Origin of the sequence: Burkholderia semiarida (assembly GCF_029268935.1) — a bacterium.
Lineage (GTDB): Bacteria > Pseudomonadota > Gammaproteobacteria > Burkholderiales > Burkholderiaceae > Burkholderia > Burkholderia semiarida.
In genome coordinates, this window is record NZ_JAHLCL010000005.1 from 1,042,836 (window position 1) to 1,054,895 (window position 12,060).

A 12,060-nucleotide genomic window follows, 5' to 3' on the forward strand; every position below is an offset into this window, starting at 1 on the left:
CATTCTATCAAGCGGCGGCGTAGGGCCGGCATGAACGCGCATGCGCTGGTAAGCTGCCGGAACGCCGTGCGGTGCGCGGCGCCCGCCCATTCTTCACGGACAGTTCATGCGTTTCGATTCATTCCCGTTCGGCCGTCACGCGGCCGCCGTCATCGTCGCTGCAACCGTTTCGTCGGCCGCGTTCGCGCACGCGCATCTCGCGAAGAGCGACCCGGCGTCGGGCGCGATGCTGGCTGCCGCACCGGCCGCCGTCACGATCGACTTCACCGAGCCGCTGGAGCCGGCATTCAGCTCGATCGTCGTCGTCGACGGCGACGGCAAGACGGTGTCGAACGGCCGCGCGCGCATCGACGCGTCGAACCGCAAGCGCATGACGGTGCCGCTCGCGGCGCTCGCCACCGGCGCGTACACGGTGAAGTGGGTGGCCGTCGCGACCGACGGGCATCGCACGCAGGGCGCGTACGGCTTCGGCGTGAAGTGACGCAACGGCGGCGGCAGGCCCGTGCCAGGGTTGCTGCCCGCCTCTATCCGACAGGGAGTCTTCCGCATGAATCCGACGACGCTCGACGCACTCGCCGATTTCCCCCGTCAACTCGAAGCGCATTTCGCGGCCGTGCCCGACGGCTATGCGCGCTGGACGCCCGACGACTGGGCCGGCATTCCGAGCGAGCATTTCTCGCCGCTCGGGCAGCTCTGCCACGTGCGCGACATCGAGATCGACGGCTATCACGTGCGGCTGCGGCGCATGCTCGACGAAGACCGGCCGCTGCTCGTGTCGATCGACGGCGACGCGCTCGCGGTTCAGCGGCGCTACGACGACGCGTATGCGTCCGACGTGCTCGCGGCGATCCGCGACGCACGGCGCGAAACGCTGGCGCTGCTGTCGCGCCTCACGCCCGAACAGTTCGAGCGTACCGGCGAATTCGACGGCTACGGCTCGCTGACCGTGCGCGGGCTCGTCCATTACCTGTGCAGTCACGACCAGCAGCATCTGGCCGGCATGCAGTGGCTGCTCGGCAAGATCGACGCGGCGCTGTACGCGCGCTGAACCGGCCGGCGGCCGCGCGATCGACAGCGGAATCCGGCGTCGCCGTCGGTGCGGAAGACCTCCTTGCGCGGCTTCGACTGGACCGATTTTCTGGATAATCCATCCAGCCGCGGCCGGCTGATCGGCGGGGCGCGTGTGCCTACACTCCTAGCTTCGTTCAACGAAAAAAGGAGTCAACCGTGGCAACTCATACGCTCGCAGACAAGGTCGTCCTGATCGCAGGCGGCGCAAAGAATCTCGGCGGCCTGATCGCCCGGGACCTGGCGGGCCACGGCGCGAAGGCGGTGGCGATTCACTACAACAGCGCGGCGTCGCAGGCGCAGGCCGAGGAAACGGCCGCCGCGGTGCGCGCGGCCGGCGCGGAGGCCGAGACGTTCCAGGCGGACCTGACGACGGCGGCCGCGGTCGAGAAGCTGTTCGACGACGCGAAGCAGCGCTTCGGCAAGATCGACATCGCGATCAACACGGTCGGCAAGGTGCTGAAGAAGCCGTTCACCGAGATCAGCGAAGCCGAGTACGACGAGATGTTCGCGGTCAACAGCAAGTCGGCGTTCTTCTTCATCAAGGAAGCCGGGCAGCATCTCGAGGATCACGGCAAGCTCGTCACGCTCGTGACGTCGCTGCTCGGCGCGTTCACGCCGTTCTATGCGGCATACGAAGGATCGAAGGCGCCGGTCGAGCACTTCACGCGCGCGGCGTCGAAGGAGTACGGCGCACGCGGCATTTCGGTGACGGCCGTCGGGCCGGGGCCGATGGACACGCCGTTCTTCTATCCGGCCGAAGGTGCCGACGCGGTCGCGTATCACAAGACGGCCGCCGCGCTGTCGCCGTTCAGCAAGACGGGGCTGACCGACATCGAGGACGTCGTGCCGTTCATCCGCCATCTCGTGACCGACGGCTGGTGGATCACGGGCCAGACGATCCTGATCAACGGCGGCTACACGACCAAGTAACCGGGGGCCGCTTGCGGCCGCGCGGCGCACCGCACTGGCGCGTTTGCGTGGACAATGGACGGGCGCGCAGCCACGAGGCCGCGCGCCCGTTTTCTCTGTGCCGCCGAAGCCGGCCGCGATGCGCGGCGAGCCGGCGGCGACCGTCGTTCGAACCCGGGTTTCCCGCCGATGGACAAGCTGGATCAGGTCAGGATCTTCCTGCAGGTTGCCGAGATGGGCAGCTTCATCAAGGCCGCGCATGCGCTCGACGTGCCGCGCGCGACCGTGTCGGCGGCCGTCCTGCAGCTCGAGACGGCGCTCGGCACACGGCTGCTGCACCGCACGACACGCCAGGTGCAGTTGACTGCCGACGGCGCGCTGCTGGTCGAACGCGGCCGGCGCCTGCTCGCGGAAGCCGACGACCTCGACCGCCTGTTCCGGCGCCGCGACCGCGACGTGGTCGGGCGGCTGAACGTCGACGTGCCGAGCCGGATCGCGCGCCGCGTCGTGGCGCCCGCGCTGCCGTCGCTGTTTCGCCGCCACCCGAAGCTGCAATTGTCGCTCGGCTCGACGGACCGCGCGATCGATCTCGTGCAGGAGGGCGTCGATTGCGCGATCCGCGTCGGGCGGCTCGCGGACAGCAGCCTCGTCGTGCGGCCGCTCGGGCAGTTCACGCTGATCAACTGCGCGAGCCCCGACTACCTGCGCGAATGCGGCGTGCCCGAGCATCCGGATGCGCTCGCGCGCGGGCACTGGGCGATCGGCTATGCGTCGCCGACGACGGGGCGCGAGCTCGGCTGGGAATACTGCGCCAACGGGCAGCGGCACGTGCTGACGCTGCCGAGCCGCGTGATCGTCAACAACGCAGAAACCTATATCGCGAGCTGTATCGCCGGAATGGGGCTGATCCAGATTCCGCGCTTCGACGTCGAGCATCTGCTGGCAAGCGGCGCGCTCGTCGACGTGATGCCCGGCCATCGCGCCGAGCCGATGGACGTGTCGGCCGTGTATCCGCACCGGCGGCACCGCTCCCGGCGGCTCAACGCGTTCGTCGAGTGGTTCGGGGAGTTGATGGCCGATGCATTGAACGGCGCGGGCGCGAGCGGCGATTGAAGGCGACAACGCGCGGGTTTCCGCGGGCCGTGCCGCCGTTCGTCGGCCCGTGAGACGAGCGCGCCGCGGGCGCTCAGGCGGCGAACTGCCGTGTGCGCCCGGTCGCCCGTACCGCGTCGATCAACGCGGCGCCGACGCCCGCGGGCTTCGATGCGAACGCGTAAAAGCGCGCGGCCGGCAGCGCCGGCAGGCCGTCTTGCGGCCCGCACGCGCGCAGGCCGTCGCGCAACTGGCTGCGCGCGAGCGCCGTGACCGCGAAGCCGGCGAGCGCGGCCGACATGCAGCCGGCCATGCTCGCGCTTTCGAACAGCACCCGAAACGGCCGTAGCGCCGCCGCGAGCGCGGACACCGCGGCTTCCCGGTACACGCACGGCTCCGGAAACAGCGCGAGCGGCACGCGTTCCTCGGCGTCGAGCGCCGTATCGGCCGCGAACGCCCACACGAGCGGCTCTTCCCACAGCAGCTCGCCGGGCGTGTCGACCTGTCGGCATTGCTTGCCGAACACGACGTCGAGCCGGCCGAGCGATTGCTCCCGCAGCAGCGACGCGGTGATGCCGACCTTCAGTTCGATCGAGGTGTGCGGATGGCCGTCGCGGAACGTGCGCAGCACCTGCGGCAGCCACGTGCAAGCGAAATCCTCGGACGCCCCGACCCGCAGCGGCCCGTGCGCCGGCGCGCCGCGCAGCCGGGCGCGCACTTCGCGCTCCATGTCGACGATGTTGCGCGCGTACGCGTACAGCGTCTCGCCGGCCGGCGTCAGCGCGATCCGGCGGGTCGTGCGCGCGAGCAGCACGGTGCCGGCCGCCTGTTCGAGCCGCTTGATGTGGCCGCTGACGGCGGACGGCGTCAGCGCGAGGCGCTCCGCGGCCGGCGCGAACCCGCGGCTGTCGACGACTTCGAGAAACGTGCGCAGCAACGCGATGTCGAGCGCGGTCGAGGCGGGCGAGGGCGACGGTTCCATGGATCGATTCGACGCAATATATGAGTAATGAATGATGATACTCCGTGAATCGTGATGAAAGGCCGGCATACCATCGTATGTTCAAGCCCCTTTGGCGGAGTACACGATGACGACCTATGCGCATGCGACGACCGCGTCGCTCGACATTGCCTATCTCGAATGGAACCCGCGCGGCGAACGCGTGGCCATGCTGCTGCATGGCTGGCCGGACAGCCCGGTCGGCTGGGAGCCGGTGGCATCGGCGCTCGCCGCGCGCGGCTATCGCGTGCTGGCGCCCGCATTGCGCGGCTTCGCGCCGACGCGCTTTCGCGACGCGTCCGTGCCGCGCAGCGGCCAGCTCGCGGCGCTCGGGCGCGACCTGCTCGAATTCGTCGATGCGCTCGGTATCGAGCGGCCCGTGCTGGTCGGGCACGACTGGGGCGCCCGCGCGGCCGCGAACGCGTGCGGGTTGCAAGACGGTGTTGCATCCCAGCTCGTGATGCTGTCGGTCGGGTACGGCACCAACGATCCCGCTCAGCCGCTGTCACTGCAGCAGGCGCGCAACTACTGGTATCACTGGTTCATGGCGACGCCGCGCGGCGAGCAGGCGCTGCGCGACGATCGGCGCGCGTTCGCGCGCCTGATGTGGGATACGTGGTCGCCGCCGGGCTGGTATCGCGACAGCGATTTCGACGCAGCGGCCGTCGCGTTCGATGGGCCCGACTGGATCGACGTCGTGCTGCATTCGTATCGGCAGCGCTGGGGCTTCGCGCCGGGCACGCCGGCCTATGCCGACGACGACGCGCGGCTGAACCCGGCGCCCGTGCTGGCGGTCCCGACGCTCGTGCTGCACGGCGGCGCGGACGCCTGCAATCATCCGGACAGCTCGGCCGGGCGCGAGCGGTTCTTCGCCGGGCGCTACGCGCGGCAGGTGCTGGACGGCTTGGGGCACTTCCCGCAGCGGGAGGCGCCGGCGGCGGTCGCGGACGCGATTCTCGGGTTCTGCGAGCCGGGTTGACGCGCGCCGGCCGGCCCGGCGCGCGAAGGATCAGCCGCCGACGCGCGGCGCGAGCAGGTCGGCGAGCCCGATGCTCCTGAACATTTCGCGGCGAATGCGATCGCCGACGCGGAACACTTCCTCGGCACCGTCCTGCGACGGATCGACGAACACGCGGTAGGGGCGCTTGCCGGCCGGCGCCGCGACGAGCTCGGCAATCGCCGTGGCGACGGCGCCGGCGTCGGCGTCCGCCGGCTCGAGCGCGGCGAGGCCCGTCAATGCCTGGTCGGCGACGCCCGCGTACGGCCCGCTGTCGTAGGCGGCCTGCACGGCGGTATCGGCCGGTTTGCCCGCGTGGAGAAAGTGATTCGTGCCGCGGGTGAACGCGCCCGGCACGACGATCGACGTTTCGATGCCCCAGCGGGCGAGTTCGGCCGCGTAGGACACCGCGAGCGAGTCCATCGCGGCTTTCGCGGCGAAGTAGGGGGCGAGGAACGGCGGGGTGCCGCCGCGCGCCGACGAGGACGACACCCACACCAGCAGGCCGCGGCCTCGACGGCGGAGGTGCGGCAGCGCCGCGCGGTTCACGCGCTGGGTCGACACGACGTTGACGTCGTAGAGCTGCGCGAGCTGTTCGGGCGTGAAGGCTTCGGCCGGCCCGAACACCATGTGGCCGGCGTTGTGAACGACGACGTCCAGACGGCCGTGGTCGGCGATCACGCGCTCGATTGCGGCATCGACCGATGCGTCGTCGCCGACGTCGAGTTCGATGGTGCGCAGATCGACGCCGTGTTCTTGCGCATAGGCGGCGACGGCGGCGGCGCGCGGCGCGTTGCGCCCGGCGAGCTCGCGCATCGACGCGTAGACCGTGTGACCGGCGCGGGCGAGCGCCTGGGCCGTCAGCAAGCCGAAGCCGCTGGACGCACCGGTGACGAGGACGACTTCCTTCATGAGCGATCTCCTGGCGAAAAGACGAATGGCCGCGAGCGGTCGGTCAGCACATGCCGCCGTTGGCGCGCAGGATCTGGCCGTTGATCCACGCGCCGTCCGGGCCGGCGAGGAATGCAACGACGCGCGCGATGTCGTCGGGCTGGCCGAGCCGCTCGAGCGGGTTCAGCTTCGCGAGCCGATCGACGAGTTCGGGACTCTTGCCCTGCAGAAACAACTCGGTCGCGACGGGCCCCGGCGCGACCGCGTTCACGCGGACGCCGCGCCCGCGCATTTCCTGCGCCAGCACCTGCGTGAGGCTTTCGACCGCCGTCTTGCTGGCGACGTACACGCCGTAAGTCGGCATGCGCATGCCGATCACGCTGGTCGACAGGTTGATGATGCGTCCACCGTCGCGCACCCGCCTGGCCGCTTCGCGGCAGACGTTGAACGTGCCTTTCACGTTGATCGCGAACGTTTCGTCGAACAGCGCATCGTCGCAGTCGGCGATGGCCGCCAGCTTCATCACGCCCGCGGAATTGACCACCACGTCCAGGCCGCCGAATGCGTCGTGGGCGGCGTCGAACAGCGCGGCCACGGCCGCCGGGTCGGCGACGTTCGCCTGCACCGCGACGGCATGGCCGCCGTCGGCGACGATCGCGTCGACCACTTCGCGAGCCGGGCCGGCGCTGCCGGCATAGTTGACGACGACCCGGAAGCCGTCCCGGGCAAGCTGGCGGGCGATTTCCGCGCCGATGCCGCGCGACGAACCCGTGACGAGGGCGACCTGTTCCGATGTGCTCATGTCCTGCTCCTGGTGAATGGGTGAATGCCGTTCGATCCGGCGACAGGACTACTGTAGGCTTCCTCGATCAATAAAAATAATGAATAATGATAAGTAGATGAATGACTAAAAGTATGTCTCATGGGATTCGACAGCAGGTTGCTCAGTGGTATCGGCGTGCTCTCGGCGGTGATCGAGGCCGGCACCTTCGCGCGGGCGGGCGAGGCGATGGGGCTGACGCAACCGGCGGTGAGCCGCGCGGTCGCGCGGCTGGAAGAGCGGGTCGGCATCCGGATCTTCAATCGCACGGCGCGCGCGATCACGTTGACTGACGAAGGGCGACGCTTTTACGAGGCGGTCGCGCCGCTGCTGGCCGGCATCGAGGAGGCCGCGCTCGACGCCGGCCAGTCGAAGGCACGCGTGAGGGGGCGGCTGCGGGTCAACGTTGACGGCACGTTCGGCCACTACGTGCTGGCGCCGCGGATGGCGGAATTTCTCGACCGCTTTCCCGATCTGTCGGTCGAGATCAGCGTGCGGGACCGGATGGGCGACCTCGTCGCCGACGGCTTCGACGTGGCCGTGCGCTTCGGCATCCCGGAGCCGTCGTCGTATCGAGCGCGACTGCTGCTCGAGACGCGCGTGCTGACCTGCGCGTCGGCGGCCTACGTCGCGCGTCACGGCGAGCCGCGGCACCCTCGGGATCTCGCGGACGGTCACCGGTGCGTGCTGATCCGCGATCCGGTGACGGGGCGACCGTACGGATGGGAATTTCATCGCGGCAAGGAAGTCGTGCCGGTCGACGCCGCCGGCAGGCTGATGGTCAACGATACGGGCGGGCTGCTCGGCGCGTGCCTGGGCGGCGTCGGCATCGCGCAACTGCTCGAGCTCTATGCGCGGGACATCCTCGCCGAAGGGCGGTTGGTCCTGCTATTACCGGAATGGACCGACGAGACCTTCCCGCTTTACGCGTATCACCACGCGTCGAACCTCGTCGCCGCGAAGGTGCGGGTGTTTCTCGACTTCGTTCGCGAGTTGACGGGCTGAGGACGGCAGGCCGCTGTCGGTCACTCGACGCGGTGAGGAACGCGCGGCCAAAACAAAAAACCCGCGAAGCGGCGAGCTTGCGCGGGTTTCGACAGTGGCAGCACGGGATGCTGCGAAAGACTGGTGCCAGGGCCGGAATGAAATAATTCTATGTGAGGCCCGTAGTATAAGGGTGTTGCTTGTGTGGTGTTGCTGAGTTGCCCCCAGAGTTGCCCCCCGCGCTTCTGGCAGCCGCAGAATTCATATCGCTCTGCTGCGTGTGCCGTTCGGGCGAGGTCGTTCAGAAGATATCAACAAGCGTATCAGCGTAGGCTCGATCAGTCGAAGGCCGGTGCCGTGCGGAACGTTGCTGTGCCGCCGGAAGCAAAAATATCTGGAGATTTGGAGATAGACGGTTGTATCGGCCTGTAAGCCTTGTCTGGCAAGGCTGTGGTTATCTCCAAGTCTATCTCCAAAGTACACATTTTCTTGGAGATAAAGTTGGAGACAGACTGCTGAGCTATGGCGTCCGCACGACGACGTTGAGAGTTGCCCTGCCTTCTGGAACGCTGCGCGCAAAGAACGCCCCGCGCGCCCACACCCCCGAGCCGGCGTTACGCTAGAAAGTTACTTTGCAACCGTCGCATCACGTCAGTGATCGGCACGAGGACGCGCGGCATAATCGCGACAAGATTGATTCGGGGGCTGGCTGGCCGCGCAGCGGGTGCACATCACACCTGCGGTGGACTCGTCGCCGTCAATGCTTCTGCTACTTGCCACAGGCGAACCGAATCCGCGCTCGTGGCGGATCGGGGCTGTTTGGCAACGTGCGAGTTCCCGACGAGCAGAAAGCGGGGGCCGTAGAATGCGCCCTGAGTCGCTGTGGGGTCGACTGCCGCCTGCAAGAGCGAGTCCGTGGCCCATTTCACATCCATGGACGGTACAAGTCGGAACGATAGCCTCTTGCGGGTTGAATCAGTACCCATATTCGGACCGGTCGTCTGAAGGTTGGTGCGTGTATGGCCTGGATGGGCACTCGTACTGAGCAGGGGCCAGCCACGCTCGCGCGCAATTTCTGCCAATCGATTTGCCAACAGCAGGCAGGCTAACTTGGACTGCGCATACGCCGTCATGGGCTTGTACGACCTTTCGCCTTGAAGGTCGTCGAAATTGATTTTGGCACCAATTGCGGCGCTGCTTGTCATCGTGGCGACGCGAGGAGACTTCGCTCCAAGCAGAAGCGGCAACAGCAGATTGGTCAGTGCGAAGTGGCCTAGGAAATTGGTCGCAAACTGTAGCTCGAATCCGTCGGAGCTCAGTACACGGGTCGGCGGCATCATGATCCCTGCGTTGTTTACGAGCACGTCGAGAGGGCGTCCCTCCTCGAGCAACTGGCGACCAAAATTCCTCACACTCGAGAGGCTTGAGAGATCCAGCGTGCGGACCTCAATCGATGCCCCTGGAAACTCCTTGCGTATATCCCGGCGGGCGGCATCGCCTTTCGACTCGTTGCGTACAGCCATGATGACGTCGGCACCAGCCGCCACCAATCGCCTAGTCGCCTCCTTGCCGGTGCCGCTATTGGCTCCGGTAATTACAATACGGCGCCCCCGCTGATCAAGAGGTTTGTACATTCGCGTTTCTCCTATGAGTTCATTCGATAAAGCGGGGCTCTGACGCGGACAGCCGGCAGGCGTTCAGCTTCAGCCGACAACGCACGTGCAGCTGAGAAATGGGTCTGGTGTTGGACGGTCCGGGTGGACCCGCAGGGATGACTTCGGTGAAGTACACCGCATAGTGTAGTTTTCTTGGCGAAAAGTAAACTCACCGGTGTAAATTTTCGGCTGCTTAGGCAACCCATCCCGACGTGGCTTAACCACTGCAAGTGGCCGCAAACCGACGAATGCGGCCGGCGGTTACCGACGCCATGCCGCGCAGCTTGGTGATCCATCGCGGCGCTCTCTTCGCGCAATCCGCGATGAACCTTGTCCAGACGTTATTGCGTCAATGGTTAGCGATGCCTGGCGCGGCACGCACGAACTTCCTGCCGGGCAACCAATCGGAAAATTCGCATAGCCTGACTTGGGTGTCCGCTCCCTGAGCCAGACGGGACGCCTCAACGTCTCGCCGTTGACGCAAACCAATGACGCTTCATGGCTGAACCCGGACCGACGATGTAGTTTTGCAGCATCGTTGGTGGCCGTGGTCGCCGACGGCGGAAGTCGACCCATTGTTACCGGTCGGAATCGCATTATCCGGCGTCGGAATTAGAGCCGACAGCAGTCATTGAGACAATAATTCGACGACTAAATGCCCCCACGTCGCGCACATCCCACAGCGATGCTGCCGACAAACCACGCCTTGAGCAATTGAACCGCCTGTTTGGTTCCGGCACTGGCGGGATGGACGAGGTAGTATCCGGCGTCCAAGGCCAGCGCATTATCGAATGGCTCGATCAGTTCTCCACGAGCCAGTTCCGCTTCTACCAGCAGGGGGCCGGTAAGCACAACGCCTTGCGCGCGCACTGCGGCGTCGATCGCCATCAACGACTGGTCGAACCTGATACCGGTAATGGTGTCAATCTGCGAACCGTCGAGACCGCTGAATCGAGCAAGCCACGTGGCCCAGTGCGGGTGTAGCGTGTTATGGAGCAGTGTCGCCGTGCGCAAATCGTCGGGGCGCTTCAATCGGCGCTGCTTCGCGTATGCCGGATGGCAATACGCGCGTGCCTCGTCATGGCACAGCAGTTGAACGGATAGTCGTGCATCCATCCCGTCGAAATGCCTAACCGCGAGATCGACGCCATCCAGTTCGAAGTCGACCATCGTTGTCGATGTGCTCAGGCTCAGCGCAATCCCGGGGTTTGCCTGCAGGAAGTCGGCCATGCGTGGGGCGAACCACTTGGCAGCGAAGCTCGGCGGCATCGACAACCGCACGCCGCTACCGCGACGCTCACGAATGCGATGGCTCGCATGAATAAGCTCTGCCAGGGCGGGTTGAATCTGCGCGAAGTAGGCGCGACCATCCTCTGTGGGCGTTACCTGCCGTATCTGGCGCACGAACAGGGCAACGCCGAGCCATTCCTCAAGCTTCTGAATCTGCTGCCCTATCGCACCAGGCGTCACGTTCAGTTCTCGGGATGCAAGAGTAAAACTGCCGTGCCGCATGGCAGCTTCGAAGGCAGGCAGGGCTTTCAGCGGAGGAGTCGATCGCATAGCTCAGTTTTTCTATTCCATAGTCGACATTAAATCATTTGTAGAGCACACCGGTGCGGAACACAATCGGGACTTCATCCGCTTTCCTGGTGCGCTGACATGAATCCCGCCTATTTCGCCTTCGCCGCCCTCGGGTTCATCTGGGGCACCAACTTCCTGTTCATGAAGTGGGCGAGCGTCGATCTGGCTGCCAGTCAGATCGTCTTCCTGCGCGTGCTTTTCGGCTTCATCCCGCTGCTCACGGTCGCGCTATTCACTAAGGCGCTCAAATGGCGCCATCTTCGGCACGCTCACCACTTCGTGGTGATGTCGCTGCTTGCGACCGTGATTTACTACTATGCGTTCGCGAAAGGGGCCGGGCTGCTGTTCTCGAGCATTGCCGGGATGCTAAGCGGCGCCATCCCGCTTTTTTCCTTCCTGTGCGCATGGGCACTGCTGCGCGAGGAACGCCCGAACGCGCGAATGATCGCGGGCATCGTCTGCGGATTCGTCGGCGTACTGCTGATCGCGCGTCCGTGGAATGCGCACGCGGCTGGCGTCAACCTGCTCGGAGTCGGCTATATGATCGCCGGCTCGCTCAGCGTGGGCTGCTCGTTCGTGTACGCGCGCCGCTTTCTTTCCGGCCTGGACCTCTCACCGCTCGCGCTGTCGACGTGGCAGATCGGCTTCGCACTGGTCCTGATCGGCTGCGTCACGGATTTCCACGGCGTCGTGCGTGTGACGGGCGATGCGCGAGCGCTGCTCGGCCTCGTCCTGGGACTCGGTCTGACGGGCACCGGGATCGCTTACATCCTTTATTACTTCATCGTCGGACGGCTCGGAGCAGTGGCCGCGTCCAGCGTGACGTACATTCCACCGGTCGTTGCGTTGCTGATGGGTTCGTGGCTTGCGCAGGAACCGATCGGCGCAGTCGAACTGTTCGCGATGGGCGCAATCCTCGGTGGTGTGTTTCTGCTGCAACGTAGCCGGCAACCACGCGCAGTCGCGGCGCGCGGTCCGGCGAAGGCGGCCGGTTAGGGCCGCAGTGTCGTATGAATGAATGCTTCGATGAAATATCGCGCAGACCGCAATTCGGCATCTC

The 12,060-nt window shown here is 66.1% G+C and carries 12 protein-coding genes; 7 read left to right on the plus strand and 5 right to left on the minus strand.

The window, feature by feature from the left end; translation table 11 throughout:
• The first annotated feature begins 106 nt into the window (after positions 1-106).
• From copC to KPB06_RS11535, 4 genes are all read left to right on the plus strand, one after another.
• On the plus strand, positions 107-481 hold the full coding sequence (gene copC / locus KPB06_RS11520) for a copper homeostasis periplasmic binding protein CopC (RefSeq protein ID WP_275905598.1): 375 nt from the start codon (positions 107-109) through the stop codon (positions 479-481).
• 66 nt (positions 482-547) lie between these two features.
• Entirely contained in the window at positions 548-1,048 is a 501-nt protein-coding gene (locus tag KPB06_RS11525) for a DinB family protein (protein ID WP_059576802.1), read from the plus strand.
• A gap of 179 nt (positions 1,049-1,227) precedes the next feature.
• On the plus strand, positions 1,228-2,001 hold the full coding sequence (locus KPB06_RS11530) for an SDR family oxidoreductase (protein ID WP_089465075.1): 774 nt from the start codon (positions 1,228-1,230) through the stop codon (positions 1,999-2,001).
• Positions 2,002-2,169: 168 nt separating this feature from the next.
• The gene (locus tag KPB06_RS11535; protein WP_275905599.1) at positions 2,170-3,093 is read left to right on the plus strand and encodes a LysR family transcriptional regulator; all 924 of its coding nucleotides are present in this window, start codon (positions 2,170-2,172) and stop codon (positions 3,091-3,093) included.
• Between the two features lie 73 nt (positions 3,094-3,166).
• On the opposite strand, the gene KPB06_RS11540 is transcribed toward KPB06_RS11535, so the two are convergent.
• Positions 3,167-4,054, minus strand: coding sequence for a LysR family transcriptional regulator (locus KPB06_RS11540; protein WP_089465073.1), 888 nt, complete (start codon positions 4,052-4,054; stop codon positions 3,167-3,169).
• Between the two features lie 106 nt (positions 4,055-4,160).
• Between KPB06_RS11540 and KPB06_RS11545 the strand changes: the two genes are divergently transcribed.
• On the plus strand, positions 4,161-5,051 hold the full coding sequence (locus tag KPB06_RS11545) for an alpha/beta fold hydrolase (protein ID WP_275905600.1): 891 nt from the start codon (positions 4,161-4,163) through the stop codon (positions 5,049-5,051).
• Between the two features lie 30 nt (positions 5,052-5,081).
• On the opposite strand, the gene KPB06_RS11550 is transcribed toward KPB06_RS11545, so the two are convergent.
• Together KPB06_RS11550 and KPB06_RS11555 are read right to left on the minus strand one after the other, a co-directional pair.
• Positions 5,082-5,981: an SDR family oxidoreductase gene (locus KPB06_RS11550; protein ID WP_089465071.1), complete on the minus strand. Its 900-nt coding sequence runs from the start codon at positions 5,979-5,981 to the stop codon at positions 5,082-5,084.
• Between the two features lie 43 nt (positions 5,982-6,024).
• Positions 6,025-6,762, minus strand: coding sequence for an SDR family oxidoreductase (locus KPB06_RS11555; RefSeq protein ID WP_089465070.1), 738 nt, complete (start codon positions 6,760-6,762; stop codon positions 6,025-6,027).
• Positions 6,763-6,882: 120 nt separating this feature from the next.
• Here KPB06_RS11555 and KPB06_RS11560 point away from each other — a divergent pair, with 120 nt between their 5' ends.
• A complete protein-coding gene (locus tag KPB06_RS11560; protein ID WP_089465069.1) occupies positions 6,883-7,785 on the plus strand; it encodes a LysR family transcriptional regulator in 903 nt (300 codons plus the stop codon).
• 710 nt (positions 7,786-8,495) lie between these two features.
• Here KPB06_RS11560 and KPB06_RS11565 read toward each other — a convergent pair.
• Positions 8,496-9,398 carry an SDR family oxidoreductase gene (locus KPB06_RS11565; protein WP_226094011.1) on the minus strand — a complete coding sequence of 301 codons (903 nt, stop codon included), beginning with the start codon at positions 9,396-9,398 and terminating at the stop codon, positions 8,496-8,498.
• Between the two features lie 672 nt (positions 9,399-10,070).
• The gene (locus KPB06_RS11570; protein ID WP_060010182.1) at positions 10,071-10,979 is read right to left on the minus strand and encodes a LysR substrate-binding domain-containing protein; all 909 of its coding nucleotides are present in this window, start codon (positions 10,977-10,979) and stop codon (positions 10,071-10,073) included.
• Positions 10,980-11,078: 99 nt separating this feature from the next.
• Between KPB06_RS11570 and KPB06_RS11575 the strand changes: the two genes are divergently transcribed.
• Positions 11,079-11,996, plus strand: a complete 918-nt coding sequence (locus tag KPB06_RS11575) for a DMT family transporter (protein ID WP_275905601.1) — start codon at positions 11,079-11,081, stop codon at positions 11,994-11,996.
• Positions 11,997-12,060: the final 64 nt, after the last annotated feature.

Excerpts from the sequence above, each read along its gene's own strand:
- KPB06_RS11560 (WP_089465069.1), top strand. The coding sequence starts at position 6,883 with ATGGGATTCGACAGCAGGTTGCTCAGTGGTATCGGCGTGCTCTCGGCG.
- KPB06_RS11575 (WP_275905601.1), top strand. The coding sequence starts at position 11,079 with ATGAATCCCGCCTATTTCGCCTTCGCCGCCCTCGGGTTCATCTGGGGC.
- KPB06_RS11570 (WP_060010182.1), bottom strand. The coding sequence starts at position 10,979 with ATGCGATCGACTCCTCCGCTGAAAGCCCTGCCTGCCTTCGAAGCTGCC.
- KPB06_RS11545 (WP_275905600.1), top strand. The coding sequence starts at position 4,161 with ATGACGACCTATGCGCATGCGACGACCGCGTCGCTCGACATTGCCTAT.
- KPB06_RS11550 (WP_089465071.1), bottom strand. The coding sequence starts at position 5,981 with ATGAAGGAAGTCGTCCTCGTCACCGGTGCGTCCAGCGGCTTCGGCTTG.
- KPB06_RS11535 (WP_275905599.1), top strand. The coding sequence starts at position 2,170 with ATGGACAAGCTGGATCAGGTCAGGATCTTCCTGCAGGTTGCCGAGATG.
- KPB06_RS11525 (WP_059576802.1), top strand. The coding sequence starts at position 548 with ATGAATCCGACGACGCTCGACGCACTCGCCGATTTCCCCCGTCAACTC.
- copC (WP_275905598.1), top strand. The coding sequence starts at position 107 with ATGCGTTTCGATTCATTCCCGTTCGGCCGTCACGCGGCCGCCGTCATC.
- KPB06_RS11565 (WP_226094011.1), bottom strand. The coding sequence starts at position 9,398 with ATGTACAAACCTCTTGATCAGCGGGGGCGCCGTATTGTAATTACCGGA.
- KPB06_RS11540 (WP_089465073.1), bottom strand. The coding sequence starts at position 4,054 with ATGGAACCGTCGCCCTCGCCCGCCTCGACCGCGCTCGACATCGCGTTG.
- KPB06_RS11555 (WP_089465070.1), bottom strand. The coding sequence starts at position 6,762 with ATGAGCACATCGGAACAGGTCGCCCTCGTCACGGGTTCGTCGCGCGGC.